General features: G+C 61.5%; 23 protein-coding genes and 1 tRNA gene. 15 read left to right on the top strand and 9 right to left on the bottom strand.

All coding sequences use genetic code 11. The annotated features are described in order from the left end of the window. Positions 1-7: 7 nt before the first annotated feature. From RE432_RS19315 to lpxC, 4 genes are all read left to right on the top strand, one after another. Entirely contained in the window at positions 8-799 is a 792-nt protein-coding gene (locus RE432_RS19315) for a cell division protein FtsQ/DivIB (RefSeq protein WP_310935146.1), read from the top strand. Positions 800-806: 7 nt separating this feature from the next. Next, on the top strand, positions 807-2,033 hold the full coding sequence (gene ftsA, locus RE432_RS19310) for a cell division protein FtsA (protein WP_310935145.1): 1,227 nt from the start codon (positions 807-809) through the stop codon (positions 2,031-2,033). A gap of 169 nt (positions 2,034-2,202) precedes the next feature. Further along, positions 2,203-3,372 carry a cell division protein FtsZ gene (gene ftsZ, locus RE432_RS19305; protein ID WP_310935144.1) on the top strand — a complete coding sequence of 390 codons (1,170 nt, stop codon included), beginning with the start codon at positions 2,203-2,205 and terminating at the stop codon, positions 3,370-3,372. A gap of 272 nt (positions 3,373-3,644) precedes the next feature. Beyond that, complete coding sequence (lpxC, locus tag RE432_RS19300) at positions 3,645-4,568, top strand: UDP-3-O-acyl-N-acetylglucosamine deacetylase (RefSeq protein WP_310935143.1); 924 nt, start codon at positions 3,645-3,647, stop codon at positions 4,566-4,568. Positions 4,569-4,608: 40 nt separating this feature from the next. Here lpxC and RE432_RS19295 read toward each other — a convergent pair whose 3' ends face one another. Continuing rightward, positions 4,609-5,082, bottom strand: a complete 474-nt coding sequence (locus RE432_RS19295) for a DciA family protein (protein WP_310935142.1) — start codon at positions 5,080-5,082, stop codon at positions 4,609-4,611. Between the two features lie 114 nt (positions 5,083-5,196). Between RE432_RS19295 and RE432_RS19290 the strand changes: the two genes are divergently transcribed. Both RE432_RS19290 and secA read left to right on the top strand, forming a co-directional pair. Continuing rightward, positions 5,197-6,087, top strand: coding sequence for a M23 family metallopeptidase (locus tag RE432_RS19290; protein WP_310935223.1), 891 nt, complete (start codon positions 5,197-5,199; stop codon positions 6,085-6,087). 96 nt (positions 6,088-6,183) lie between these two features. Next, on the top strand, positions 6,184-8,919 hold the full coding sequence (secA, locus tag RE432_RS19285) for a preprotein translocase subunit SecA (RefSeq protein WP_310935141.1): 2,736 nt from the start codon (positions 6,184-6,186) through the stop codon (positions 8,917-8,919). 27 nt (positions 8,920-8,946) lie between these two features. Here the strand turns inward: secA and mgtE are convergent, their stop codons facing one another. From mgtE to RE432_RS19265, 4 genes are all read right to left on the bottom strand, one after another. Beyond that, a complete protein-coding gene (gene mgtE, locus RE432_RS19280; protein ID WP_310935140.1) occupies positions 8,947-10,425 on the bottom strand; it encodes a magnesium transporter in 1,479 nt (492 codons plus the stop codon). Between the two features lie 15 nt (positions 10,426-10,440). After that, positions 10,441-10,785 (bottom strand): acyl-CoA thioesterase, encoded by a 345-nt coding sequence (locus RE432_RS19275; protein ID WP_310935222.1) that lies wholly within the window; start codon positions 10,783-10,785, stop codon positions 10,441-10,443. 156 nt (positions 10,786-10,941) lie between these two features. Continuing rightward, entirely contained in the window at positions 10,942-12,144 is a 1,203-nt protein-coding gene (locus RE432_RS19270) for a M20 aminoacylase family protein (protein WP_310935139.1), read from the bottom strand. Positions 12,145-12,170: 26 nt separating this feature from the next. Further along, the gene (locus RE432_RS19265) at positions 12,171-13,022 is read right to left on the bottom strand and encodes an inositol monophosphatase family protein (protein WP_310935138.1); all 852 of its coding nucleotides are present in this window, start codon (positions 13,020-13,022) and stop codon (positions 12,171-12,173) included. 86 nt (positions 13,023-13,108) lie between these two features. On the opposite strand from RE432_RS19265, the gene mnmC reads away from it, so the two are divergent. Continuing rightward, positions 13,109-14,974, top strand: coding sequence for an FAD-dependent 5-carboxymethylaminomethyl-2-thiouridine(34) oxidoreductase MnmC (mnmC, locus tag RE432_RS19260; RefSeq protein ID WP_310935137.1), 1,866 nt, complete (start codon positions 13,109-13,111; stop codon positions 14,972-14,974). Positions 14,975-15,090: 116 nt separating this feature from the next. Further along, complete coding sequence (locus tag RE432_RS19255; protein WP_310935136.1) at positions 15,091-17,307, top strand: glycoside hydrolase family 31 protein; 2,217 nt, start codon at positions 15,091-15,093, stop codon at positions 17,305-17,307. A gap of 13 nt (positions 17,308-17,320) precedes the next feature. Here the strand turns inward: RE432_RS19255 and RE432_RS19250 are convergent, their stop codons facing one another. After that, on the bottom strand, positions 17,321-18,118 hold the full coding sequence (locus RE432_RS19250) for a metallophosphoesterase (protein ID WP_310935135.1): 798 nt from the start codon (positions 18,116-18,118) through the stop codon (positions 17,321-17,323). A gap of 65 nt (positions 18,119-18,183) precedes the next feature. Here RE432_RS19250 and RE432_RS19245 point away from each other — a divergent pair. The 7 genes from RE432_RS19245 to glnQ all read left to right on the top strand — a co-directional run bounded on the left by RE432_RS19245 (position 18,184) and on the right by glnQ (position 23,461). Further along, positions 18,184-18,259: transfer RNA gene (locus tag RE432_RS19245), tRNA-Lys, on the top strand. A 163-nt stretch (positions 18,260-18,422) separates the two neighbouring features. Beyond that, positions 18,423-19,433 (top strand): methionine ABC transporter ATP-binding protein, encoded by a 1,011-nt coding sequence (locus RE432_RS19240; protein ID WP_310935134.1) that lies wholly within the window; start codon positions 18,423-18,425, stop codon positions 19,431-19,433. Further along, positions 19,430-20,089, top strand: a complete 660-nt coding sequence (locus RE432_RS19235) for a methionine ABC transporter permease (RefSeq protein WP_310935133.1) — start codon at positions 19,430-19,432, stop codon at positions 20,087-20,089. The genes RE432_RS19240 and RE432_RS19235 overlap by 4 nt, the downstream gene beginning before the upstream one ends. A gap of 23 nt (positions 20,090-20,112) precedes the next feature. Continuing rightward, positions 20,113-20,898, top strand: a complete 786-nt coding sequence (locus tag RE432_RS19230; RefSeq protein WP_310935132.1) for a MetQ/NlpA family ABC transporter substrate-binding protein — start codon at positions 20,113-20,115, stop codon at positions 20,896-20,898. A 132-nt stretch (positions 20,899-21,030) separates the two neighbouring features. Continuing rightward, positions 21,031-21,786, top strand: coding sequence for a glutamine ABC transporter substrate-binding protein GlnH (glnH, locus tag RE432_RS19225; RefSeq protein ID WP_310935131.1), 756 nt, complete (start codon positions 21,031-21,033; stop codon positions 21,784-21,786). A gap of 170 nt (positions 21,787-21,956) precedes the next feature. Next, positions 21,957-22,736, top strand: coding sequence for an ABC transporter permease subunit (locus tag RE432_RS19220; protein ID WP_310935130.1), 780 nt, complete (start codon positions 21,957-21,959; stop codon positions 22,734-22,736). Then, positions 22,733-23,461 carry a glutamine ABC transporter ATP-binding protein GlnQ gene (glnQ, locus tag RE432_RS19215; RefSeq protein WP_310935129.1) on the top strand — a complete coding sequence of 243 codons (729 nt, stop codon included), beginning with the start codon at positions 22,733-22,735 and terminating at the stop codon, positions 23,459-23,461. The genes RE432_RS19220 and glnQ overlap by 4 nt, the downstream gene beginning before the upstream one ends. Positions 23,462-23,481: 20 nt before the next feature. Here glnQ and RE432_RS19210 read toward each other — a convergent pair whose 3' ends face one another. The 3 genes from RE432_RS19210 to RE432_RS19200 all read right to left on the bottom strand — a co-directional run bounded on the left by RE432_RS19210 (position 23,482) and on the right by RE432_RS19200 (position 26,110). Beyond that, positions 23,482-24,183 carry a hypothetical protein gene (locus tag RE432_RS19210; RefSeq protein WP_310935128.1) on the bottom strand — a complete coding sequence of 234 codons (702 nt, stop codon included), beginning with the start codon at positions 24,181-24,183 and terminating at the stop codon, positions 23,482-23,484. Between the two features lie 188 nt (positions 24,184-24,371). Then, the gene (gene murU, locus RE432_RS19205) at positions 24,372-25,070 is read right to left on the bottom strand and encodes an N-acetylmuramate alpha-1-phosphate uridylyltransferase MurU (protein WP_310935127.1); all 699 of its coding nucleotides are present in this window, start codon (positions 25,068-25,070) and stop codon (positions 24,372-24,374) included. Beyond that, complete coding sequence (locus RE432_RS19200) at positions 25,070-26,110, bottom strand: phosphotransferase (protein WP_310935126.1); 1,041 nt, start codon at positions 26,108-26,110, stop codon at positions 25,070-25,072. The genes murU and RE432_RS19200 overlap by 1 nt, the downstream gene beginning before the upstream one ends. Positions 26,111-26,229 lie beyond the last annotated feature (119 nt).

Raw genomic sequence — 26,229 nt, 5'->3', positions numbered from 1 at the left:
GACGCTGGTGTTTTCCGACGCACGCCTGACCAACTTCATTGCGAACACGCTGGCTTTGCTGGCTGTGCTCGCCTTGATCGCGGGCGTCGTTGTCTGGGTGGCGCAGCGGCCATACTTTGCCATCGCGAAAATCCAGATCGAACCCTTGCAGGCCGACGCCTTCAACTATGTGTCGGCGGCCAGCGTTCAGGCCACCATTGCGGGCCGGGTGGCCGGCAACTTCTTTTCAGTCGACCTGGACGATACCCGGCATTTGCTCGAAACCGTGCCCTGGGTGCGGCACGCGCAAGTGCGCCGCGTCTGGCCCGATGCCTTGCGTATCCAGATTGAAGAGCAGCAGCCGCTGGCGCTCTGGAATGAAAACCAGATGATCAACACCTGGGGCGAGTCCTTTTCAGCCAATCAGGGCGAGCTGGCCGACGATGCCCGCCTGCCGCAGTTGAATGGGCCCGATAGTTCCGAGCGCCTGGTGGTGCAGCGCTACGCCGAGATTGCGCGCTGGTTCGCGCCGCTCAATCTGAGCGTGCATGAAGTGACGCTCAGCCCGCGCTATGCCTGGGAAGTCAAGCTTTCCGACGGCGTGCGACTGAGCCTTGGCCGCGATCCGGCCGCCGATGTGGCCGACCCGCACGGACGCTCCGGCGCCTTGCCCTTCGCCGCGCGCATCGAGCGTTTTGTGCAGGCCTGGCCCACCTTGACCGAAAGGCTGGACGGCCGTGCCATCAGCAGTGCAGATTTACGCTATTCCAACGGATTTGCCATCACGTTGGCCCCTGTTTCCAATATCTCTACGAAGTAAAAAGACTATGACCCGTGACATCAAAGACCTGATCGTTGCACTCGATATCGGCACCAGCAAAGTGGTGGCGGTAGTGGCCGAGATATTGCCCGAAGGACGTTTCGAAGTGCTGGGCCTCGGCCAGCATGAGTCCCAAGGGATGCGCAAGGGGGTGGTGGTCAATATTGAATCGACCGTCAACTCGATCCAGCGCGCCCTTGAGGAAGCCGAACTCATGGCCGACTGCAAGATCCGGGAGGTCTATACCGGCATCGCCGGCAGCCACATCACCAGCTTCAATTCCAGCGGCATGGTGGCGGTCAAGGACAAGGAAGTGACGGCGACCGATGTCGCCCGGGTCATCGAAACCGCCAAGGCGGTCAACATCCCCACCGATCAGCAGGTCTTGCATGTCCTGACGCAGGAATTCATCGTCGATTCGCAAGAAGATATCCGCGAGCCCATCGGCATGAGCGGTTTGCGGCTGGAGGTGCGCGTCCATATCGTGACGGGCGCGGTCAGCGCGGCGCAGAACATCGTCAAGTGCGTCAGGCGCTGCGGGCTCGAGGTGCAAGACCTGATTCTTCAGCCTCTGGCGTCCAGCCTGGCCTGCCTGACCTCGGACGAAAAGGAACTGGGCGTGGTGCTGGTGGATGTGGGCGGCGGCACGACGGACATCGCCATCTTTACCGGCGGCGCCATACGCCACACCGCGGTGGTGCCTATCGCCGGCGACCAGATCACCAGCGACATTGCCGCCATGCTGCGCACGCCCACGCCGGATGCGGAAGAAATCAAGCTGCGCTTCGGCATTGCCAAGCAGGTGCTGGCCAGTGCCGACGAGCACATCGAAGTGCCGGGCCTGGGCGACCGGCCCAACCGCCAGGTGAAGCGGCAGGCGCTGGGCGCCGTGATCGAGCCCCGCATCGAAGAGCTGTTCACGTTTGTGCAGCAGATCGTGCGCGAGTCGGGCTACGAAGACTTGCTGGCCTCCGGCGTTGTCCTGACCGGCGGCACATCGCTGATGCCGGGCATTGTCGAGCTGGCCGAAGACGTCTTTCTGAAACCTGTGCGCGTCGCCGTGCCCGCCTATGAAGGCAGCCTGGCCGATGTGATGCACAATCCGCGTTTTTCCACCGTCATGGGCTTGCTGTCGGAAGCCCGTTTGCAGCGTGCCAGGGGCCGCAAGGTCGCTCAACAGAAAGGCAGCTTCAAGACGTTGCTGGCGCGCATGAAGGAGTGGTTCATGAATTAGGGCCGGACGGCCCTGATGGGCAGGCGGTACAAGCCTGCTCTCGGAAATGTTTCAAATCAGGTGCGAGCGTTCGGCTGGCATTTCCTTTGAAACCATTCCGAACAATAAGCAGTACTGGGGAAATTTTTGTATTTATCGCTTTTTTTTGGAATATGTGAGGGAGTCAATCATGATGAATTTTGAGATGCTCGATACCAGCGCGAATGGTACCGTTATTAAAGTCGTGGGAGTCGGCGGCGCAGGCGGCAATGCCGTTGCCCACATGATCCGTTCCGGCGTCAATGGCGTGGATTTCATCTGCGCCAACACCGATGCGCAAGCCCTGGCTACCAGCGAGGCGCCGGTGCAGATTCGTCTGGGCCGTACCGGCCTGGGCGCGGGCGCGCGTCCCGAGCAGGGACGTGCCGCGGCGGAAACCGCACGCGAAGAAATCCGCGCGGCGCTGACGGGCGCCAATATGGTGTTCATCACGGCCGGCATGGGCGGCGGCACGGGTACCGGCGCCGGCCCGGTGGTGGCGGAAGTCGCCAAGGAACTGGGCATACTGACCGTAGGCGTTGTGACCAAGCCTTTCATTTTTGAAGGCGGCAAGCGCCTGAAAATGGCTGAAGACGGCATCGCCGAGCTGTCCAAGCACGTGCATTCCCTGATCGTCGTCCTGAACGAAAACCTGTACGACCTGATGGACGACGATGCGACGCAGGAAGACTGCTTCAAGGCGGCCGATGACGTGCTGCACAATGCGTGCGCCGGTATTGCGGAAATCATCAATGTCGAAGGCAATGTGAACGTCGACTTCGAAGACGTGAAGACCATCATGGGCGAGCAGGGCCAGGCCATGATGGGAACCTCGATCGCCGCGGGCGCCGACCGGGCGCGTGTGGCGGCCGAGCGTGCCATTGCATGCCCATTGCTCGAGGGCGTCGATTTACACGGCGCACGTGGCATGCTCGTGAACATCACGGCCAGCCGCACCCTGAAAATGCGTGAAACCCGTGAAATCATGGACACCATCCGCAGCTACGCCGCAGACGATGCAACCATCGTGTTCGGCACGGCATACGATGAGTCCATGGGCGAGAACCTGCGCGTTACCGTCGTGGCAACCGGTCTGGGCCGGGCCGCGGCACAGCGTCCGCAGTTGGTCCAGAATGCGGCCGAAGAGCTGCGCACCGGCACCGACAACATGCCCATGACGGGCTATGACTTCGGCAACTCGGAAGTGCCCGCCGTCATACGCAACCCGCGCAGCCAGGCTTCGGCCCAGGTGCGCGCCCTTGAAACCGCTGGCATGGATCACTTTGATATTCCGGCCTTCCTGCGCAAGCAGGCAGACTGATACCGGGTATCAAGGGTCACACTACTGTAAATCCTGCCTCTCACATGTCTGCCGGATAGGGCGATGTCCGGCCAGACCCGATAGATGCGCGGCCCCTCTCCCCGGGGGCCGTGCATTGCCGCGTTTTGCGCTAAGTTGCGGTTTTATCGTGCTTTTTGAAGCCGCTTGAAACACAAATATTTAGTGGTTAACCCTCAATTCGGTTACACTATCATGTCATGGAAGGCCATTGCGCATACGCAATGCGGCCTGAGCTTGCTTAAGAATAAATTATGCTACGTCAACGCACCATTCAGAAAGCCATCAGTACCAAAGGGGTGGGCCTGCATTCAGGCCGCCGGGTCGAGATCACCCTGCGCCCGGCCGCGCCCAATACGGGTATTGTGTTTCATCGCGTTGACTTGCCCCAAGTCGTCGACTTGCCCGCGCAGGCCGATCAGGTCGGTAACACCCGCATGGCGTCGGTATTGCAGCAAGGCGATGTCCGGGTGTCTACGGTCGAGCACCTGATGTCCGCGCTTGCGGGCCTGGGCATCGATAACCTGCATGTCGATCTGACCGCCGAAGAAGTCCCCATTATGGATGGCAGCGCGGGTACGTTCGTGTACCTGCTGCGTTCGGCCGGCCTTGCCGAGCAGGCCGCGCCCAAGAAGTTCCTGCGCGTCCTGAAGACAGTTGAAGTGCGCGAAGGCGAGGGCGATGACCTGAAGTGGGCCCGGCTCGAGCCCTACGACGGTTTTGCGCTGTCGTTCGCCATTGACTTCCACCATCCCGCCATCGACTCCACGGCCAACTTCGCCGAAGTCGATTTTGAAAAAGATTCCTACGTCAAGACCATCGCGCGTGCGCGCACTTTCGGTTTTGCCAGCGAGGTCGAAGCCTTGCGCGCAGCCGGGCTGGCCCGCGGCGGCAGTCTTGACAATGCCATCGTCATGGATGAATACCGCGTGCTGAATGCCGACGGCCTGCGTTACGATGACGAATTCGTGAAGCACAAGATACTGGACGCCATTGGCGACCTTTACCTGATAGGCAAGCCTCTGGTGGCGCGCTATGTGGCGTGCAAATCGGGGCACGGCCTGAACAATCAGCTGGCCCGGGCGCTGCTCGCCCAGCAGGAAAGCTGGGAACTCGTCACCTACGAGTCCACCGCCACGGCCCCCAAGGCCTTTGCGCAAGAGTGGAAGTTCGCTTAAAGGCAAGGCCTGCCCGGCGCATGTCTTGGCCGGAATGGAATTACTGCCGGTGATGCCTGATCAGACGCTGTATCGCATCGGCCAACGGCCCGGGCCGCAATCCGCTGCGTAGCGTTTCAAAGGCTTCCAGGGCCGCGTCATCCAGTGGAATGACTTCACGGGATGCTGTTTTTGTCTGGCTTTGCCACAGTCCGGCTTGAACCCTGACGCTGATTTCGTTAAGGTTCCAGCCACTGTCGTTCAGCAACTGGACTATCCGGGGCGCAAGTTGACGCAGTTTCGCTGCATACGCAGCGCTGGGAACTGCCAGCGTAACTTGCTGTCTTTCTATACGTGCCACTTTGCACACCTCTGCCAACGCGGGGGGCAGGGCTTGCTTTGCCGCCTGCTCCACAGCCATCAGATTGCGTGCTGCCGCCAGCACCTGCGCGCCCTGTTGGTCGCTGCCAAGCCAACTGAGCGCCAGTGTGGCGGGGGCGGCATCATGCGAGGGTTTTGAGGGACGTCGGGACATGCAGGATTTTTATGAAGGTATAGAGTGAGAAATCTGTTTATACGGAATCGTTCCGTCGATTCTAACGCCAATGGGTTCAAGGCCGTTGCCGCCGCCGTACTGCTTGCGGCCGCCATGGGCGCGTCGGCGCTGGCGGGCGCCTGGGTGCAGTCGCAGCGCAGCCCGCAGCCCGCGCTGTCGGCCGATCAGGAAAAGATCTTTTCAGAGCAAATGTCGCGCGATTCGGCGTATGTCCGCCAGAATATGAATCTGCTGGCATCCAAGGTGGGCGAACTGAAGGCCAGGCTGATTGCCATGGACGGGCTGAGCAAACGGGTGGCTGAAGTCGCCGGGGTATCGTATACCGATCCCGAAGTGCAGGCCAGCCTTGAACAGGCTGCCATGCCGGCCGTGATGGACGACATCACGGCGGAACCGGGCGCCTCGTGGTCGGCGGAAGGCCTGGGGCGCGAACTCGATACCATGGCCCAACAACTGGTCGAGCAAAAAGACTGGTTCGCCATGCTCGATCTGGTCCTGACCAAGCGCACAGGCGTCGAGGCCAGCCTGCCGACCTACATGCCGGTGAACTACCCCTACCTGAGCTCATCGTTCGGCTGGCGCCGCAATCCGGTGACGGGGCGCCATTCCATGCACGAAGGCCTGGATTTCGCCGCGCCCAAGGGGACGCCCATCCATGCGGCCTCCGGCGGGGTCGTGACGCAAGCGCGCTACGCGCCCGGTTATGGCAAGCTGGTCGAAATCAGCCACGGAAACGGGCTGGTCACGCGCTACGCCCATGCGTCGTCGATCGCCGTCAAGGTCGGCGATCTTGTCGAAAAAGGCCAGTTTATTGCGCGTGTCGGCTCGACCGGGCGTTCCACCGGATCGCACCTGCATTTCGAGGTGCGCATGGCGGGGCATCCCCTGGACCCGACCTTGTTCCTGGCCCGGCAGCAGGACCCCGAGCAGCTTGTGGCGGACGCCTCGGAAGCCACGGGAACGGTTGCGCCTCAGGTGCGTTAAACTGTATCGTTTTCCTGCGGGATTTTCCGCCAACCCATACAGACAGGCGTGTGAATTTGCGCCCAAGCGATGCAAGTTCACATTGACGAAACAAGAATGGTTTCTCTGCTAAAAAAGTTCATTGGTAGTCGTAACGACCGCATACTCAAACAGTATCGCAAGCAGGTGGCGCAAATCAATGCGCTCGAATCCGGTATGGTGTCGCTCACCGACCAGGAGCTGACCGCAAAAACCGCCGAATTTCGTCAACGCGTGGCCGATGGCGCGCAACTGGACGACCTGTTGCCCGAAGCTTTCGCCGTTGTCCGCGAGGCCAGCAAGCGCGTATTCGGCATGCGCCATTTCGATGTCCAGCTCGTGGGCGCCATTGCCCTGCACAACGGCAAGATCGCCGAAATGCGCACGGGTGAAGGTAAAACGCTGATGGCGACGCTGGCGGTTTACCTGAACGCGCTGGCCGGCAAGGGCGTGCACGTGGTGACCGTCAACGATTACCTGGCGCGGCGCGATGCCGAATGGATGGGCCGGCTTTACACCTTCCTGGGCATGAGCACGGGTGTCGTCGTGCCCCAGCAGGCCAACGAAGAAAAGAAAGCGGCCTACCAGGCCGATATCACCTACGGCACCAATAACGAATACGGCTTCGATTACCTGCGCGACAACATGGAATACCGCGCCGAAGACCGCCGCCAGCGTCCGCTGTACTATGCCATCGTCGACGAAGTCGACTCTATCCTGATCGACGAGGCCCGTACACCGCTGATCATTTCAGGGCAGGCCGAAGACAATACCGATCTGTATGTGCGCATGAATGTGGTGCCGCCCATGCTGACCCGCATGGCCAGCGAGCCCAAGCCGCAGGAACCCGAGCCCGAAGGGGATTTCTGGGTCGACGAAAAAGGCCAGCAGGTGCATTTGTCCGAGGCGGGGCAAGTCAAGGCCGAAGAGATCCTGGGCCAGATCGGCCTGTTGCCCGAAGGCGAGTCGCTTTACGATCCGCGCCATATTTCGCTGGTCCATCACCTGATGGTGGCGCTGCGCGCCCACAATCTGTTCTTTCTTGATCAGCAGTATGTGGTGCAGGACGGCGAGATCGTCATTGTGGACGAATTCACGGGCCGGCTGATGTCCGGCCGGCGCTGGTCCGATGGCTTGCACCAGGCGGTGGAAGCCAAGGAAGGCGTCAAGATCCAGAACGAAAACCAGACGCTCGCGTCCATTACGTTCCAGAACTATTTCCGCATGTACAACAAGCTGGCCGGCATGACCGGTACGGCTGACACCGAAGCCTACGAATTCCAGTCCATCTACTCGCTGGAAACCGTCATTGTCCCGACCAACCGGCCCATGGCGCGGCTGGACCAGAATGACCAGGTGTTCAAGACCGACGCCGAAAAGTACAACGCCATCCTTGCCGATATCAAGGACTGCCATGAGCGCGGCCAGCCCGTGCTGGTGGGCACGACCAGCATTGAAAATTCCGAGCTGTTGTCGGGCATGCTCGTCAAGGCCAAGCTTCCGCACGAAGTGCTCAACGCCAAGCAGCATGCCCGCGAAGCGGAAATCGTGGCCGAGGCCGGCAAGCCGGGGCACATCACCATCGCCACCAATATGGCGGGCCGGGGTACCGACATCGTCCTGGGCGGCAGCGTCGAGAAGCAGATCGACCTGGTGCGGGCCAACGATGCCTTGCCGGCCGATGAAAAAGAAGCGCGCATAGAAACCATCAAGTCCGAATGGGCGCCCGCCAACGAGGCCGTCAAGGCCGCCGGGGGTTTGCGCATCATCGGCACCGAACGCCACGAGTCGCGGCGCATCGACAATCAGTTGCGGGGGCGTGCCGGCCGCCAGGGCGATCCGGGCTCCTCGCGCTTTTACCTGTCGCTGGAAGATTCGCTGATGCGGATCTTTGCGGGCGACCGCGTGCGCGCCATCATGGACCGCCTGCGCTTGCCTGAAGGCGAACCGATCGAGGCGAAGATGGTCTCGCGCTCGATCGAGTCGGCGCAGCGCAAGGTCGAGGCGCGCAACTTCGATATCCGCAAGCAATTGCTCGAATACGACGATGTCTCCAACGACCAGCGCAAGGTGCTGTACTCGCAGCGCAACGAAGTGCTCGAGTCGGTCGATGTATCGGAAACCATTGCGAATCTGCGCGACGCGGCCCTGGCCGAGCAGTTCAGGTCCTATGTTCCCGAAGGCACCATGGAAGAGCAATGGGATGTCCCCAGCCTGCAGTCGGCGCTTGAAGCCGAATGGCAACTGTCCATGCCTTTGGTGGACATGCTGGAAAAAGAACCCAATCTGACTGACGACGATCTGCTGGACCGGGTGCTGGAAGAAGGGCGGCGCCTGTATCAGGCCAAGGTGGACCTGGTCGGCCGCGAGGGCTGGGCGCCTTTCGAGCGGTCCATGCTGCTGCAGTCCATCGACACGCACTGGCGCAATCACTTGTCGGCGCTTGATCATCTGCGCCAGGGTATACACCTGCGCGGCTACGCGCAAAAAGACCCCAAGCAGGAATACAAGCGCGAGGCGTTCGAGCTGTTCTCCGACATGCTCGACCGTGTCCGCAACGAAGTCGTTCGTGTGCTGATGACCGTGCGCATTCAATCGCCGGAACAGGTCGAGGTCGAAGAGTCCGAGCCCAAGCTCGACAACGTGACCTATCATCACTCGGATTACGATGCGGCGCTTAGCGGCGAGGACCCCGGGCTGGATCAGGCGCCGGCCGGGCAGGCCGCAGCGGGGCTGCCCAAGGTGGGCCGCAACGAACCCTGCCCCTGCGGCAGCGGGAAAAAATACAAGCATTGCCACGGCAAGCTGGCATAAGGCTGTTCGCGGGCAGCCTTGTTCCGCTTAAATCAGGAACAGGGTCGCCAGCCCCAGGAAAACGAAAAACCCCAGCGAGTCGGTCGCGAAGGTCAGCAGCACCGACGAGCCGATGGCGGGGTCCTTGCCGAAGCGGTCGCGCAGCATGGGGATCAATACCCCCAGCGCGGCGCCGATCAGCATATTGCATATCATTGCGGCCATCATGACGGCCGCAATGGCCAGCGAGCCCGAGATCGCCCACGCAAAGGCGGCCGCCACCACACTGCCGCATAGTCCGACCAGAAAGGTGACCGTCAGTTCGCGCTTGACCAGTTGCCAGGCGTTCGAACCGGTTACGCGGCCTACCGCCAGCGCACGTATGATCATGGTCATGGTCTGATTGCCCGAATTGCCGCCGATGCCGGCCACAATGGACATCAGGAAGGCCAGGATGACGATGTGGCTGACGGTGTCCTCGAAACGGGATGCCACCAGGGACGCAATCGCCGCCGTGCACAGGTTGATGAACAGCCAGGGAGCCCGGTTGCGCAAGGCATCCAGCACGGGCGCGAAAATATCTTCTTCCTGCAGGCCGGCCCGGGACAGGGCTTGCTCCTGGGAGTCTTCCTGGATGACGTCAACCACTTCGGCAATGGTGACGCGTCCGATCAGGCGTCCCTGGTCATCGGTGACGGGCGCCGACACAAGATCGTAGCGTTCGAAGGCGCCGGCGGCGTCGGCATCGGAATCCAGCGGATTCAGCGTCAGGTAGTCGGTCACCATGACCTGGGACACCAGGCTTTCGGGTTCGCGCACCAGCAGGGTGGACAAGTACAGCGTGCCTTGCAGCTTGTCGTCGCGATCCACCACGAATATCTGGTCGGTATGGTCGGGCAGTTCGTGCAGGCGGCGCAGGTAGCGCAGCACGACTTCCAGCGTCACGTCTTCCCGGACACGGACCATTTCGAAGTCCATGATGGCGCCCACGGTGTCTTCCGGGTAGCCCATGGCTTCCAGCAGTTGGGCCCGTTCTTCGTCGGTCAGCCCCTTCTGTACCTCGGCAATGACTTCGGCGGGCAGATCGGCAGCCAGGTCGGCGATTTCGTCGGCATCCATGTTGCCGGTGGCGGCGACCAGGTCCTGGTGGTCCATGGACTCGATCAGCGATTCGCGCGCCCAGTCGTCGACTTCCAGCAGCACGTCGGCGTCGTGCTCGGCGCTGACCAACTGCCAGACAGCCTGCCGCTCTTGCACGGGCAGCGATTCGAGAATGAAGGCGATGTCTGCCGGATGCAGGTGATTGACGATCGCCTTGATCTCGTTTTCGTGCTGCCGGTGCAGCAGCCCTTCCAGCAGGTTCGAGCGATTGTCGTCTTCGTACTGGCGGTGCGCCAGCGCTTCGACGACTTCTTGCCGCTTCAGGATGGACTGCAGTTGTTGCAAGGCAAGCTGTGCGTCTTCAGGGTCAAGGCGGCGCGGAATGGTGATCGGCACGCTTTCAGCCTGAACTGAGGATTCCGACATAGGCAAACCTTGGCATTAAACGGGTGGAAGTGGGCGGCGCTTGCGCTGGTCGTCGGTCGCTACATAGGTCAGTATGGCTTCAGTCACCTTGACGACTTCGAGCTCCAGGCGCTGCCGCTCGGCATAGACTTCGACCGACACGGTAACAGAAGTGGTGCCGACCTTGATGATCTCGGCATAAAAGCTGAGCAAGTCGCCGACAAACACGGGCTGCTTGAACGTGAAGGCGTTGACGGCGATCGTCGCCACGCGGCCCGCCGCGCGGCGCGTGGCGGGAATCGACCCCGCGATATCGACCTGCGCCATGATCCAGCCGCCGAAGACGTCGCCATGGATGTTGGCGTCGGAAGGCAGGGGCATGACACGCAAGACGGCGTGTCGTTCTGGAGGCGGCAAAACGGTGTTGATGCTGTTGGCGTTCAAGGGTACTGCTCCAGAAAGTAACTCGGCATTTTAGCGGGAAGCCCGCCGCAGGCCGTTAAATATTTGTTAAGCGAGCCGGCCGGCGCCCGTTGTTTACCGGGTAGGGCTGGCCAGCCATTGCCGGGCCAGCTCGACCCAGTAAGTGGCCCCAAGGGGAATCAGGTCGTCATTGAAGTCGTAGCTGCCGTTATGCAGCATGCAGGGGCCCGCGCCATGGCCCGCGGTGCGATGGTCGCCCTGGCCATTGCCGATCCAGACATAGCACCCGGGCAATTCCTTCAGCATGAAGGAAAAGTCCTCGGCGCCCATCGATGGCGCAATCGCCTGGTCGACGTTTTCTTCGCCCACGATCTCTTTGAGCACCTTGGCGCAAAAGGCGGCTTCCTGGTCATGATTGATGGTGGGCGGGTAGCGGCGCAGGAAGGTGAAGCGGGCCTGGCAATCAAGGGCGCGGCTGGTGTGCTCGGTGATCTCGCGCATGCGGTCTTCGACGAGATCCAGCGTCGCGTCGGAAAAGGTGCGCACGGTGCCGCGCAGCATGGCCTCGTTGGGGATGACGTTATCGGCCGACCCGGTGTGGATCTGGGTAATGCTGATGACGGCCGGGTCAAGCGGATTGCGGTTGCGGGTAACGATGGTTTGCAGGCTTTGCGCCAGTTGGACGGCCGCCATGACGGGGTCGACGCCCAGATGCGGCATGGCGCCGTGGGCGCCTTTGCCTTCGAGCTGGATATCGAAGGTATTGCTCGAGGCCATGATGGGCCCCGCGACGACGCCGAACGTGCCCACCGCCATGCCGGGCCAATTGTGCATGCCGAAGACGGCATCCATGGGAAACAGGGTGAACAGGCCGTCGTCGATCATGGCCTTGGCGCCGCCCAGGCCTTCTTCGGCAGGCTGGAAAATGACGTAGACGGTGCCGTCGAAATCGCGGTGCTCGGCCAAATAGCGTGCCGCCGCCAGCAGCATGGCGGTGTGGCCATCGTGGCCACAGGCATGCATTTTCCCGGGGTTCTGGCTGGCATGCTCGAAGGTATTGGCTTCTTGCATGGGCAAGGCGTCCATGTCGGCGCGCAGCCCGATGGCTTTGCCCTGTTGGGTTCGGCCGTGTATGGTGCCCACGACGCCGGTAACGCCTAAACCGCGATGTATCGGTATGCCCCAGGACTCAAGTTTTTCAGCAACCACATCGGCGGTGCGGACCTCTTCGTAGGCCAGTTCGGGATGGGCATGGATGTCGCGCCGTATCGCCGTGATTTCCGGCGTCCAGCCAACGATGGCTTCTGCGAGTTTCATGGTTGCGTCTCCTGTACTGTTGTTGTCTATTCAGTTTTTTTCAGGTGCGGCTGGATCATGGCGTCGAGGGCGGGCGCGGTATGCGTATTGCCGGCATACACATAGCCCTTGATGGGCCACGGCGTGCGATGGCGCATGTCTTCGCAGATGCCGCCCGCTTCCCGGACAATGACAGTGCCGGCGGCCACGTCCCAGGGGGCCAGCCCCATTTCCCAGTAGCCGTCGTAGCGGCCGCAGGCCACCCAGGCCAGGTCGAGCGCCGCGGCGCCCAGGCGGCGCACGCCGCGCGTGGTATTGATGGCCTCGTGCAGCGTGGGCATGTATTGGTCCGCGAACGAGAAATCGCGGAATGGAAAGCCGGAGGCAAGCACGGATTCGGCCAGGACTTCGGTTCTTGAGCAACTGATGCGGTGTTCGTTGAGCCAGGCCCCGACGCCGTGCATGGCCGTGAAGAGTTCTTCGCGGTTAGGGTCGTACACCACGCCGATGACGGGGGTGTCTTCGGCCAGGGGCGTGTCGCCGTCGACCAGCGTGCCCGCATGCGCGATCAGCCCGATGGATACGGCGTACTGCGGAATGCCGTGCAGAAAGTTGGTGGTGCCGTCCAGCGGGTCTATGTACCAGGAGGCTGCGCCGGAGGTGTGCCCGCCGCTTTCCTCGGCCACGATGCCCAGGTCGGGCGTGCGTTCGCGCAGGATCTCGATGACGGCCTGCTCGGCCTCGCGATCGGCTTGCGAAACCAGGTCGTTGCGGGTTTTCTTGTCAATGACCAGTTCGGCCCGATTATTGGAATATGACTGCAGGATGGCGGCGGCGGCGTGTGCTGCGGTCACGGCCGCGTCCAGGCAGTCGCTAAGAGGAAGTCGGGTGGATGACATACTGTAAGGCCCTGGTCAACACGAGCGGGATCGCTCAATCACGTATCATTGTACGTGATGGTATCTTGTTTTCTTAACAGGAATGTATGTCCAGCAACTATGAGCCGCTGATTCCGGCGGCATTGGCGTTCAACGAGCTCGGCGTCCCGGTCAGCACGGATTTCGGCGATGTCTATCACCCCGCCTGGGGGGCGCTGGAGCAGGCCAGGCGGGTGTTCCTGGCGGGCAACCGCTTGCCCGCGCGGTGGCGGGGCAAAGATTCCTTCACCGTCTGTGAAACCGGATTCGGCCTGGGGCATAACTTTCTGGCGCTATGGCAAGCCTGGCGCGACGATCCCGCGCGGCCGGCGCGCTTGCACGTTATCTCGTTCGAGCTGCATCCGTTTACCGCCGGGGACTTGGGCGCCATGCTCAAAAGCCGGCTGCCCGAGCCCGAGCGTGCGCTGGGCGCGCAATTGGCGGCTGCCTGGCCGCCTTTGCTGCCTGGCTTGCACCGGCTTGAGTTCGAGGGCGGCGCGCTGACGCTGACACTGGTGTTCGGTTCGGTGGAGCGGCTGGCCAGGCAGGTTTCCGCCTACGTCGATGCCTATTTTCTGGACGGTTTTGCGCCTCGGGTCAATCCCGGCATGTGGTCGCGCCATGTATTCGGCCAACTGGCGCGCATGGCCAGGCCCGGCGCGACGGTGGCCACCTGGTGCTGTGCGGGCGAGATGCGCCGCGCTTTGCGCGATGCCGGATTCCTGGTGTCCAAAGTCCCGGGGTTCGGCGGCAAGCGTGAAATCACGGTGGCCGCCCTGCGACCGGGCATGGGCCGGGCGGACGCCGTATCGCCGCCGGGCAAGGTGCTGGTCGTGGGCGGCGGGCTGGCCGGCGCGGGCGTGGCCCAGGCGCTGTCGCTGCGCGGTCACGAAGTCACCGTCTTCGATCCTGCATTTGCCCAGGGGCCCGGCGCCAGCCACAAAGGGCATTTGGCGGCCGCGTTGTCACCGGTCGTCAGCCGGGACGACGACTTGCGCGCGCGGCTCAGCCGGGCGGGTGTCCTGCGTGCCCTGCAACGCTGGCAAGGCCTGCCGGAACCGGCACGGCCCCTGCGTTGCGGGACGCTGGAGCTAGCGCTGGATGCGCAGCACGCTGCTGACCGCAAACAGGCCCTGGACAGCCTGGGCTTCCCGGCTGAGTGGGTGCGCTGGATGGACGGGCCGGAAGCGTCGGCCACGGCGGGGATGGCGCTTGCCGCCGGCGGACTCTGGTTTCGCGACGGGCAGCGGGTACGGCCCGAGGCATTGCTGCATGCCTTGTACAGCCTGCCCGGGGTATACTGTACCGATCAGCCGGTAGGCGGTTTACGCGCCGACGGCGCCGGGGGATGGGCGGTATTCGATGCTTTTGGGCAAGAACTGGCCAGCGCGCCTCAGGTGGTGCTTGCCAACGCATGGCACGCTGCGGCATTATTGGCCACAGTAGCCAGCCTGCAGCATTTGCCCAAGCTCGCTTCCATGTACCGGCTGGGCGGCCAGGTCAGCTATTTTGCCGGCAGCACGTTGTCCAGGCTGCGTACCATTATCGCGGGCGAGGGCTATTGTCTGCCCGCGGTCGGCCATCAGTGCGTAGGCGGCAGTACTTATACGGCTGATACGGCCACCAGCGAAGTAACGGCACAAGGGCACCAGGAAGTGACGAACAAGCTCACCGCGCTGTTGAATCTAGAAGCGTCCCGGTTGGGTCCGGCGCCGGGGCTCGCGGACGGCTGGGCGGGCTGGCGTGCCGCAGTCAGTGACCGCTTGCCCGTTGTCGGCCCGGTTGCCGGCGCGCCCGGCCTGTGGCTGGCATGTGCTTATGGGTCGCGCGGCCTGAGCTGGGCGTCTTTGGCCGGTGACCTGATCGCCGCCTGGCTGGGCAAGGAACCCTTGCCGCTGGAGCGCGAGTTGCTGCGCAAAATTGCCCCTCGATGAGGTTCTTGACCACTTTGGAAAGGTGCATAAACCCGTGCGATTTTATTTTATAGCTCAAATCCGTCAAAATAATGGCTTTTGAATGCTTTTTGGGCGTAAGCCCCGAGGATTGCGCTGTGCCGCCCAAGTCTGACCTTGCTCACGTGACGCAACTTGTTGCCCTGGATTTTCTGACATCGAAATCGACGCGAGCCGATTTTTCGGTAGCCGGTACCGAGCTGCAGCTTCAAATTGAAGCGCATGCGCCGGGCGTCTACCGTTTGCGGTGTGCGCAAGCCAGTGCTTTGCATAACGAGAAACCCAGCGCGCGGGCGCGGGCGCACGCCGAAATGCTCCTGGCGCGCCAGGAACCGGTGGGCGAACTCGCCGTCAGTTCCATGACCGAGCCGCCTGAGTCCGGCTGGAGGCTCGCGCAGGGCGATATCGCCCTCGAGCTGACCCGCTCTCCTGCGCAACTGTCCGTGTACCGGGGCGACGAATGCATCCTGCGTACGCAGGATGATGTGGCGCCGACCCATGATGCCAGCTCCGAATCGCCGCTGTGGCGCTTGAGCTTCGAGCTCGATGGCGATGACGCCTTGCATGGCGCCGGTGAAACCGATGCCGAGCTTGACCAGCGTGGCACGTCCCGAGTGTCCGATGAGCCGGCCGCGCGTGCGCTGCCTTTGGTATGGAGCACCAAGGGTTGGGGCCTGTATTTCAATACACTGGCCCGCATCCAGCACGATCTTGGGCGCAGCGATCCTGATCTGTACCAGGTTGCGGTGCACGATGCGGTGCTCGATATATTTCTGTTCATCGGCGAGCCCGCCGAGATCCTGAATCAATATACGGCCCTGACCGGCCGGGCGGGGCAGCCGGGCCTTTGGCCCATGGGCGTCTGGCTCGATCAGATGCCGGGCCAGTCGTTGGACGAGACCCTGTCCATCGTGAAAACCTTCCGCGACCAGCAGTGGGGCCTGGACGCCGTGCAGATGGCGCCGCCCGCGGCTTACGGGTTCCAGGCCGACAAGCCGGTTTTCGAATGGGATGCCGCGCGGGTGCCCGACACGCGTGATCTCTTTGCCCGCACCCAGGAATTGAACATTCAACTGGCCGCTGCGTCTTTTCCGGGCGTGCTTGCCGGCACCGACCTATTCGCCGAATGGGAAGACCGGGGCTGGCTGCTGATCGACGATGACGGCAACGCCCATGCCTTTCCCGGCAACGACGTCACGGGCGGGCGGGCCTTCGGCTTGCTCGACCTGACCCATAAAGATGTGTACAAGCTTTGGTCCGAGCGTCAGCGCCAGGTGTTTGACGAGGGCCTGGGCGCGCCGGTCTGTGACGCGCAATTCGATATTCCCGACGGGATTACGGCGCGTGGGGGCGAAACCGGTGCTGTGTTGCGCACGGTTTACCCTTTGCTGGCCCGGCGAGCCCTGTTCGATGCCGTGGCGGGCCACAAGACGCCGCAGGAAGGCGTGATCATCAGCAGCGATCTTTTTCCTTCCGCACAGCGCTTTGCCTGGCAGCGCGGGCCGCGCACAGGCAATGACTGGGCCGCGCTCGAGCACAGCCTGCGTACCGCGCTTTCCCTGGGGGATAGCGGCATTCCGGTGCAAACGCATGCATTGGGTTCAGCGGTGCATCCGGTTGGCGACATGACGCCCGAGCTCTACATTCGCTGGCTGGCCGCGAATGTGTTGTCGGCCAATTTCAGCTTCCAGGGCTTGCCGGCCCTGCTGCCCACGGCTTTCGATGCCAAGACCCGGGAACTGGTCAAGCATTGGCTGCAATGGCGTTACCGCTTGCTGCCGTATGTACTGGGCATTATCGAAGATGCCGTGCGCACCGGCTTGCCGGTGCAGCGGTCCATGGCGCTTGCTTTCCCGGCCGATCCGCTTGCCCAGGTGTGGGATACGCAGTATCTGCTTGGCCCCGCCTTGCTGGTGGCGCCGGCGGTCCAGCCCGGCAATCAGATTCAGGTGTATTTGCCCGAAGGCGATGCATGGTGGGACCTGAACACCGGCTGGCGCTACGAAGGCGGCACAACCTGGACGGTCGAGGCGGGGCTTGATACCTTGCCCTTGTTCGGCCGCGAAGGGCATATGCTTTGCCTGGGCCCCACCGGCCAGCATACGGGCGATTTCAATTCCGCCCGGATACTGGATGAGGTCTGGATGTTTGGCATGCCCGAGCATAGCCCCGTCGTCATGCGCAACAAGATCCGTGTGATGCAGATGCAGGGGTCAAGCTATATCAAGGGCCTGGAAGGGCTGCGCATCCTGCCGTCCGAAGGGCTGGAGGTCAAGCGGCGCGGCGCCGAGGTGCGTATCTCGCGCGCACGTTGAGTCCGGCTGGCCGCTACGCCGGCCGCCTTACGCTCAGTTCGGCGACAAGATTGGGGTCGAAGCGGGGGTTCTCGTTCACCCCATCCCGGGCGTAGCCCCGGGGGTTGCAGATGACGCGCGTGCCCTGGACCTGATAATCGAAGCTGTCATGTGTATGGCCGTGTATCCATAGCGCAGCCCGGTCCGCATGCATCAGGTACTCGCTATCAGAGACAAAACAGGTATTGATCAGCGAGCCCTCGAAGCGCGGATGAATGCTTTTGATTGACGGCGCATGGTGCGTGATGACGACGGTAGGCCCGTCAAACGGGGCCTCCAGCTTGCTTTGCAGCCACTTGCGGTTGGCGCTGAACATCGTTTCAAGCTCGGCGGGCGACAGGGGAGCGCCCGGTACGGCGTCGGACTTTATCGCAGCGAAGTCGCGTATGAGCGCAAGGGCCTCGTTGATGGCCTGGCCGCGCACCGCGCCCTGGCCGTACAGGTTGAAATCCGTCCATAGCGTGCTGCCCAGGAAACGAATCCCTTCCAGCACGATTTCTTCGTTGTCCAGTACGCGCACCGAGGTGCCTTCGGCGTAGTGTTTGAGCTCGGCGATGGTGCCGCCAAGGCTGTTGCCGTAGAACTCGTGGTTGCCCGGCACATAGAGCACCGGCTGGGTAAAGCGGCTGGCCCAGGCCAAGGCTTCTTTGGGCCGGCTGATATCGCCGGCCAGGATGACGATGTCGGCCTGGGCATCGGGCAGCGGCAGGCCGGCGCGGCTAAGGTGCAGATCGGAAAGAATATTCAGGCGTATCGAGCGTGTTTCAGGCATGGAATTCTGCGCGTTTTATGATTTGACAGCTTTTTTAAAAGAAGTCATAATCTCGTTCTTCGGTTGGGTCGTTAGCTCAGTTGGTAGAGCACCGGACTTTTAATCCGTTGGTCGCGCGTTCGAGCCGCGCACGACCCACCAACCTTGCTTTTTTTGAAAGAAACCAGCCCATCGCATTCGCCGGGCTGGTTTTTTTTATGGGCATTTCGGTATGATTGTGGGCACGCCGCACGCATACCGAGCGCCTTCGGCCCAATATAATCGATCGGCAAAGCCGGTGCCAACACATTGATAAGCCCGTATTGTGATCCGCCTAGAGAACATCCGTAAAACCTACGAGTCGCCGGGCCGCGTTTCGCATGCGCTGGCGGGGGTGGACCTGCACATCAGGCAGGGCGAGGTATTTGGCATTATTGGCCGTTCGGGGGCCGGAAAAAGCACCTTGATACGCATGCTCAATTTGCTTGAGCGGCCGACGCAGGGGCAGGTATGGGTGCACGGGCAGAACATTACGCAACTGGGCGAAGCGCAGCTGCGCCAGTTTCGGCATCGCGTGGGCATGGTGTTCCAGCATTTCAATCTGCTGCGTTCGCGCACCGTGATCGACAATGTCTGCTTTCCGCTCAGGCTGGCGGGCATGAGCCGGGCGGCGCGGATTCAACGCGCGCACGAAGTGCTTGCCCTGGTGGGGCTGACCGAGCATGCCGCCAAGTATCCCCGGCAGCTATCGGGCGGACAGCAGCAAAGGGTGGGCATCGCCAGGGCGCTGGCCAATCGCCCCGAGCTGCTGCTGTGCGACGAGGCCACCTCGGCCCTTGACCCTGAAACCACCCAGTCGATTTTGCGGCTGCTGCTGGACATCAACAAGCGCCTGGGCCTGACGATTGTCCTGATCACGCATGGCATGGACGTGATCCGGTCGGTATGCGACCGGGTGGCTGTGATCGATGCCGGCGTGATCGTCGAATGCGGCGAAGTGCTCGACGTATTCCTGCACCCGCAGCATGCGGTCACCCAATCGCTGCTGTCTGAAAGCGGCATCGACGCCGAGGGCTGGCGCGACATGGCGCAAGGTATCTCGGGCCGGCTGATCCGGCTTAGCTTCCGCGGCCAAGCCACGGTCCAGCCCATGCTCAGCCGGGCCAGCCGCGAGCTGAATCTGGACCTGAGCATTTTGCAGGGGGCGGTGAGCCGCATCAAAGATACGCCCTATGGGCAACTGGTCCTGTCTGTGCAGGGCGATCAGCAAGCGCAAGAAAAACTGACCCAGCTTTTTGCCGCCGAAGGCGTGCAGTGCGAGGTGTTGCGATCATGATATTTACGGATATGGACTGGGCGCTGATTGGCGAAGCGACCATCGACACCTTGCTCATGACAGGCTTTTCGCTGGTGTTTACGGTCTTGATCGGCTTGCCGCTGGGCATTGTCCTTTTCCTAACCAGCCAGCAGCAAATGCTGGAAAACGGCCCGGTTTACCATATGTTGTCCTTCGTGGTGAATGTGCTGCGCTCTGTTCCCTTCCTGATCTTGCTGATCGTCATGATCCCGCTGACCCGTGTCCTGGCGGGCACGTCGCTGGGCGTGCAGGGGGCCGTGCCGCCGCTGGTGGCCAGCGCGGCGCCGTTTTTTGCGCGGCTGGTGGAAAACGTGCTGCGTGAACTGGACCCCGGCGTTTCAGAAGCCTGCCGCGCCATGGGGGCCAATTCCCGGCAAACCGTGCTGTGGGCGCTGGTGCCGGAAGCCACCACGGGCATCGTGGCGGCCATCATCGTCACGGCCATTGCGCTGGTGGGGTATTCAGCCATGTCCGGCGTGATCGGCGGAGGGGGCCTGGGCGACCTGGCTTTGCGTTTCGGGTACCAGCGTTATCAGACCGATGTCATGGTGGTCACGGTGGTGATTCTAGTCGTGATGGTTCAGGTATTGCAGGTTTTTGGCGACCGCCTGGTCGCCAGATTGAACCGGAAATAATGTCTTATAGGAGTCTGTTCGTTATGTTATTGAAAAAAATCGCATCGGCCGTCGCTGTTGTCGCGGCCCTGGGAAGCACGGCTGTGCAGGCGGAAAAGCTCAGCGTTGCCGCAACGCCGGTTCCGCACGCCGAGCTGCTGGAGCGGGTCAAGCCTGTGCTGGCCAAAGAAGGCATCGAACTGGACATCAAGGTGTTTACCGATTATGTGCAGCCCAACCAGCAAGTGGCGGACGGCAACATCGACGTCAACTTCTTTCAGCACCAGCCTTATCTGGATTCGTTCAACAAAGAACACAAGACCCAGCTGGTGACGGTCGGCCAAGTGCATGTAGAGCCTTTTGGCGCCTACTCGGACAAGGTCAAGGACATCAAGGACCTGAAGGAAGGCGCGCAAGTGGCGCTGCCCAACGATCCGTCCAACGGCGCCCGCGCCTTGCTGCTGCTGCAGAAACAAGGCCTGATTCAGCTGAAAGATCCGTCCAACATCCTGGCTACCTCGCGCGACGTGGCCGAGAACCCCAAGAAACTGAAGTTCCGCGAGCTGGAAGCGGCGACGCTTCCACGTGTCCTGCCCGATGTGGATCTGGCGCTGATCAATACCAATTATGCGCTGGAAGCAGGGCTGAACCCGCTCAAGGACGCTCTGTTCATCGAGGGCTCGGATTCCCCCTACGCTAACATTGTGGTCACGACGCAAGCCAGGAAAGACGACCCCGCCGTGCAGAAACTGGTGCAGGCGCTCAATAGCGATGACACCCGCAAGTTCATCGAAGAACAATACAAAGGGGCTATCGTCCCGGCCTTTTAAACGATTCCGGCAACAAGCGGTATCACAGAAAAGCGGCTTACAGCCGCTTTTTTTCGGTTACCATTGTGTTTCTCATGCCTGCCGCCATAAGCGGCGGGCAGCGGAATTATTCATCGCCAAAGGAGTCATTACATGTTCAAGAATAAAATTTCGTCCGCCCTGGCCGGGCTGGCCATTGCGCTGGCGATACCCGCCGGCAACGCAGCCGCGCAAGACAAAGAACTGCTGGTCGCCACCGACACGGCATTCGTCCCCTTTGAATTCAAGCAAGATGGCAAATACACGGGCTTCGACATCGAACTGTGGGAAGCCATCGCTAAACAGGCCGGCTTCAAGTACAGCCTGCGGCCCATGGATTTCAATGGCATCATCCCCGGCTTGCAGACCCGCAATATCGATGTGGCGCTGGCCGGCATCACCATTCGCGACGATCGCAAGCAAGTCATTGATTTTTCGGACCCTTACTACGAAAGCGGCCTGGCCATCCTGGTCAACAACGACAACAACAACATCAAGACCGCCCAAGATCTTGACGGCAAACTGGTCGCCGTCAAGATCGGTACGGCAACGGTTGACTACCTCAAGGCGAACGTGCCTGGCGCCAAGCTCAAGTTGTTTCCCAATATCGACAATGCCTTTCTGGAACTGGCAACGGCCCGTGTAGATGCCGTTGTGCACGATACGCCCAATCTGCAGTATTTTGCCAAGACGGGCGGCCAAGGGCGGGTCAAAGTAGTCGGCTCGCTGAAAAGCGGCGATTTCTACGGGATTGCCTTCCCCAAAGGCAGCGAACTGGTTCCCGCGGTGAACAAGGCGCTGAAGGCCTTGCAGGACAATGGCCAGTACGACGCCATTTACACAAAATGGTTCGGCCAGAAGGTTCAGTAAGCTGAACCGGCTCTGCACGGCGATCAGGTGTTCATCACAGGGTCGCCGTTTTTTGTTTTGGACAGCGCAGGCCCCGGCCTTGATGCTGTTTATTTTTTAAGGCAATCAACGTGACATTCGAATGGTCAGTCATTTGGGACGCAATGCCCAGCCTGCTTGAAGGCACGAAAATGACGATAAAAATCACATTGCTTGGTTTGATCGGCGGCACGCTGCTCGGTTTCCTGACGGGGGTCACGACCACTTACGTCAAGGTACTGGTCACATGGAAAACCACGGCCATCGCCGTGGCCAGCGCCATCGCTCTTTACATACTGCTGCAACTGGCCTCGTGGCTGGGCAATACCCTGCTTGCCGGTGTGCCGGACTGGGCCTGGCTGACCTTGCAGGTGCTGGTGGTGGCCGCCTTGCTGTTCCGCTTCGCCGCCTACATTCCGGTGGCGCTTTCCTTTCTGGCGCAAGTGTATGTCCTGGTCATACGCGGCACACCCATCGTCGTGCAGGTGATGTTCATTTACTTTGCCCTGCCGCTGATATTCGGCTGGCGCATCGACGCCGTGCTGGCCGCCATCTTTACCCTGGTCATCAACTCGGGCGCGTATATTTCAGAGATCGTGCGCGGCGCCTTGTTGTCCGTGCCCAAGGGGCTTAAAGAGGCCGGCCAGGCCATGGGCTTGCCGTTCTACAAGATCCTGTCTTACATCATCGGTCCCGTGGCCTTGCGCCGCATGATCCCCGCCATGGGCAACCAGTGCATCATCAGCCTGAAAGACTCTTCCCTGTTCATTGTGATCGGTGTGGCCGAGCTGACGCGGCAGGGGCAGGAAATCATCGCCGGTAATTTCCGTTCGGTTGAAATCTGGGGGGCTGTGGCGGTGATCTATCTGATCCTGACCGGTTTCATTGCGCTCGCATTGAAGTTCGTTGAACACAGGACGCAAATCGTATGAGCATTGTTGAATTCAAGAACGTCGTCAAACGCTTTGGCGACAGCACCGTGCTGAACGGCATAGACATGACCATCGAGCAAGGCGAAGTGGTGGTCGTGGTGGGGCCGTCCGGCTCGGGCAAATCCACCTTCCTGCGCTGCATCAATGTGCTGGAAACCATCGAGGATGGCGACATCATTGTGAACGGGCTGAGCGTGCGCGGCAGCGGCGCCCAAGTGCGTGAGCTGCGGCGCGAAGCCGGCATGGTGTTCCAGCAGTTCAATCTTTTTCCGCAGCTCACGGCGCTGGAAAACGTCATGTTCGGGCCTGTCCATACGCGCGGCGCGAGCCGGGTGCAGGCGCGCGAAGAGGCCAAGGCCTTGCTGGACAAAGTGGGGCTGGCCGAAAAGGTCGGTCATTACCCGGGACAGCTTTCGGGGGGGCAGCAGCAGCGCGTGGCCATTGCCCGGGCGCTGGCCATCCGCCCCAAGCTCATGCTGTTCGACGAGCCCACTTCGGCGCTCGACCCGGAGCTGCGCCACGAAGTGCTGAAGGTCATGCAGGATGTGGCGGAAGCGGGCATGACCATGGTGGTGGTGACGCACGAAATGGAGTTCGCGCGCAAGGTGGGAACCCGCCTGATTTTCATCGATCAAGGCAAGATCTCTGAAGACGGCCCGCCCGCTGAACTGCTCAGCAACCCGCCCAGCCAGCGCTTAAGGGATTTTCTGCAGCACGTCGCCTGAAAGACGGGCCGGGGCCGCGCCTATCGGGCGACCCGTATCGTGCGCGTGGCCACCACGCGCTCGGCGCCTTCGCGCTTGATCTTGATGGTGACCTCGCGTGGCGAGAAGCCGGGCGGCAGCGGCTCCGAGCCGGCCGCATGGGTGTAGCGCTCCAATTCCAGGTCGAATGCGGGCAGGTCGATATGGCCCGACTTGCCGTTGTTGTAGCGGCCCGCAACCGTGAGTTCCGCGCTTCCTTTGAACGGGGCTGTTTTACCTTGGTCCTGCATGACCAGAATCTGGTAGTTGAGCTCTTCGCCTTCCCGGGTGAAGGACGCGGCGCGTATGCCGGGCGACGTCCCGCGCGGATCGGCCGGCATGGCGTCGGCAAACAGCTGAATATCCTGGTTGGTTTTTTCGACCTGGGCCAAGGCCGCCTTCAGTTCGGCCGTCTGGGCGTCCAACTGCGCGCGCACATCGGCCAGGCTGCGGGTTTCGCGGCTGAGTTCGGATTGCAAGCGCTGTTTGTCCATGTTGGCGCTGTTCAGGTCGTAATGCAATTGCTCGGACTGTTCAACCGTCAAGCGTGTGGGGCCATAGCTTTTTTGCAGGAACAGCAGCCCTCCGGCACCCAACACCACCCCGGTCAGCAGCAGCACAAGCCATCTGGGAATGCGGCGTGGGCGACGCGTAGTACCGTATGCCGTGGGCTTGAATACGTGACGTTTGGGGGAACCGAACATGGGCAATTATTTCCTGTATTGCAGGGCAGCAGACCTATTAATACGGCCTGTTGCTGAAAAACTTTAAAGAATAGACCGGTTTCATTGGGTAAGACAATGATTGCGGATCTTGGTTTCGTCTTGCTGGTTTTTGAAACATGCGCACGCATTGCGGAATGAATCGTCCGCAGTGCATGCATTGCACGGCTTCATCCGCCCGACAAGCGGCGATCGAGCGCTGCCAGGCGCTGCGGGGTTCCTACATCGACCCAAGCCCCGTGGTGGTGACTGCCGATCACTTGCCGGCTTGACATGGCGTGGCGGAGCAACGGAGCCAAGGGCGCGGGCTGACCGAGGCGCACATCCTGGAACAGCACAGGATGGTAAATGCCGATGCCAGCGAAAGTCAGGCTTGCGCCTTCGCCGGTTGAGTCTTTGTCGTGGACCCGGCCGGCGGCATCCAACTGGAAATCACCCCCGGGGTGTTGCTCGGGATTGTCCACCATAAGCAGCCACGCCATTTTATGCTGATCCAGCAGGTTTGTGACAGCCGATTTTGATTCAGCGGGATTCCAGTCGCACCAGATGTCCCCATTGACCACCAGAAAGGGTTCGTTCCGGAAGAAGGGCAGGGCCTGGGCAATGCCGCCCGCCGTTTCCAGCGCATGCGCTTCAGCCGAATACGTAATGCGCGCGCCATACTGCCGTCCGTCGGCCAGGGCCTGTTCTATCTGCGCGCCCAGCCAGGCGTGGTTGATGATCAGTTCGGTGATGCCCGCGGCAACCAGGCGTTCTATATGCCAAACGATGAGCGGTTTGCCGCCCACTTTCAGCAGCGGCTTGGGTGTGGTGTCGGTCAGGGGGCGCATGCGCTCGCCCCTGCCCGCGGCAAGAATCATGGCCCGCATCAAAACGTGTACCCGGTGATGACTTGGCGATTTTCCAGTTTGTCGAGCAGGCGCAGCAGCGGGCGGAAGGCATTGTAGCGGCCGGCCACTTGCCGGACGTAGGTGTTGACGCGGGGGATGTGGTCCAGGTAATGGTGTTTGTTGTCGCGGTGCGAAAGCCGGGCGAATACGCCCAGGATGCGCAGGTTGCGCTGCAGGCCCATCCATTCGTAGGCGCGGTGAAAGTCGGCGAAGTCGCCGGGCACGGGCAGGCCGGCGGCCTTGGCGGCTTCCCAGTAGCGTATGGCCCAGTCAAGCTGCTGGGGTTCTTCCCAGGTGATGCGGGCATCCATGACCAGCGAGGCGATGTCGTAGCTGATGGGGCCGGACAGGGCGTCTTGATAGTCGATCACGCCCGGCAGGCCGTCTTCGCACACCATGAGATTGGGCGAGTGGAAGTCGCGGTGCACCAGCACGCCGGCCTGTTTGACATTGTCATCGATCAGCAAGGCAAAGGCATGTTGCAGGGTCTGCCTTTCAGTGTCGTCCAGCGCGGCCTGGCAGTGGCGCTGGGCATACCATTCGGGAAAGACGGTCAGTTCCTGGGACAGCCGGGGGGCGTCGAAGGCCGGCAGGCTGGCCGCGGGCGCCTGCTGCAGGCGAACGAGCGCCTTGATGGCGTTGCGATACAGCGTTTGCAGGCGGACATCGTCCGTGCCGGCCTGGATGGCTTGATAATAGGTCTGCTGGCCCAAGTCGGACAGCAGCAGAAAGCCGTCGTCCAGATTCTGCGCCAGGATAGCCGGCACATTTAGGCCGACCGACTGCAGCAGGCCGGTGACATGCACGAAAGGCCGGCAATCTTCGGTGGCGGGCGGCGCATCCATGGCAATGGCCGTGCCGGATGCCGTTTGAAGGCGATAATAGCGGCGAAAGCTGGCGTCGCTGGAGGCCGGCTGCAGCGAAGCGATGTCCAGTTGCTGCGCGTCGGCGATGCCGAGCAGCCAGTTTTTCAGTGCCGCGTAGCGGGGATCGTCGCGGGTGGTCAAGTTTGATTCCATGATAGAAGGTCGCAGGTTGCGTAAGTGGGTGGGCATGCATTTACCATGCTTGCGCCAGCTTCTCTATAATACCGGGTCGCCAATCGTTGCGGTTTGGCAGCTGTGCCAAAATATAGTCT

Source organism: Pusillimonas sp. SM2304 (assembly GCF_031628915.1).
Lineage (GTDB): Bacteria > Pseudomonadota > Gammaproteobacteria > Burkholderiales > Burkholderiaceae_B > Pusillimonas_C.
Note: the sequence above shows the minus strand (reverse complement) of the source record. Positions and strands in the feature narration are given on the sequence as shown.

Coding starts and splice junctions, on each gene's coding strand:
- RE432_RS19290 (WP_310935223.1), top strand. CDS start 5,197: ATGGGCGCGTCGGCGCTGGCGGGCGCCTGGGTGCAGTCGCAGCGCAGC.
- RE432_RS19270 (WP_310935139.1), bottom strand. CDS start 12,144: ATGAAACTCGCAGAAGCCATCGTTGGCTGGACGCCGGAAATCACGGCG.
- RE432_RS19250 (WP_310935135.1), bottom strand. CDS start 18,118: ATGCCTGAAACACGCTCGATACGCCTGAATATTCTTTCCGATCTGCAC.
- RE432_RS19265 (WP_310935138.1), bottom strand. CDS start 13,022: ATGTCATCCACCCGACTTCCTCTTAGCGACTGCCTGGACGCGGCCGTG.
- mnmC (WP_310935137.1), top strand. CDS start 13,109: ATGTCCAGCAACTATGAGCCGCTGATTCCGGCGGCATTGGCGTTCAAC.
- murU (WP_310935127.1), bottom strand. CDS start 25,070: ATGCGGGCCATGATTCTTGCCGCGGGCAGGGGCGAGCGCATGCGCCCC.
- ftsA (WP_310935145.1), top strand. CDS start 807: ATGACCCGTGACATCAAAGACCTGATCGTTGCACTCGATATCGGCACC.
- lpxC (WP_310935143.1), top strand. CDS start 3,645: ATGCTACGTCAACGCACCATTCAGAAAGCCATCAGTACCAAAGGGGTG.
- ftsZ (WP_310935144.1), top strand. CDS start 2,203: ATGATGAATTTTGAGATGCTCGATACCAGCGCGAATGGTACCGTTATT.
- RE432_RS19235 (WP_310935133.1), top strand. CDS start 19,430: ATGATATTTACGGATATGGACTGGGCGCTGATTGGCGAAGCGACCATC.
- RE432_RS19220 (WP_310935130.1), top strand. CDS start 21,957: ATGACGATAAAAATCACATTGCTTGGTTTGATCGGCGGCACGCTGCTC.
- glnH (WP_310935131.1), top strand. CDS start 21,031: ATGTTCAAGAATAAAATTTCGTCCGCCCTGGCCGGGCTGGCCATTGCG.
- RE432_RS19210 (WP_310935128.1), bottom strand. CDS start 24,183: ATGTTCGGTTCCCCCAAACGTCACGTATTCAAGCCCACGGCATACGGT.
- RE432_RS19275 (WP_310935222.1), bottom strand. CDS start 10,785: ATGCCCCTGCCTTCCGACGCCAACATCCATGGCGACGTCTTCGGCGGC.
- RE432_RS19200 (WP_310935126.1), bottom strand. CDS start 26,110: ATGGAATCAAACTTGACCACCCGCGACGATCCCCGCTACGCGGCACTG.
- RE432_RS19295 (WP_310935142.1), bottom strand. CDS start 5,082: ATGTCCCGACGTCCCTCAAAACCCTCGCATGATGCCGCCCCCGCCACA.
- RE432_RS19230 (WP_310935132.1), top strand. CDS start 20,113: ATGTTATTGAAAAAAATCGCATCGGCCGTCGCTGTTGTCGCGGCCCTG.
- secA (WP_310935141.1), top strand. CDS start 6,184: ATGGTTTCTCTGCTAAAAAAGTTCATTGGTAGTCGTAACGACCGCATA.
- mgtE (WP_310935140.1), bottom strand. CDS start 10,425: ATGTCGGAATCCTCAGTTCAGGCTGAAAGCGTGCCGATCACCATTCCG.
- glnQ (WP_310935129.1), top strand. CDS start 22,733: ATGAGCATTGTTGAATTCAAGAACGTCGTCAAACGCTTTGGCGACAGC.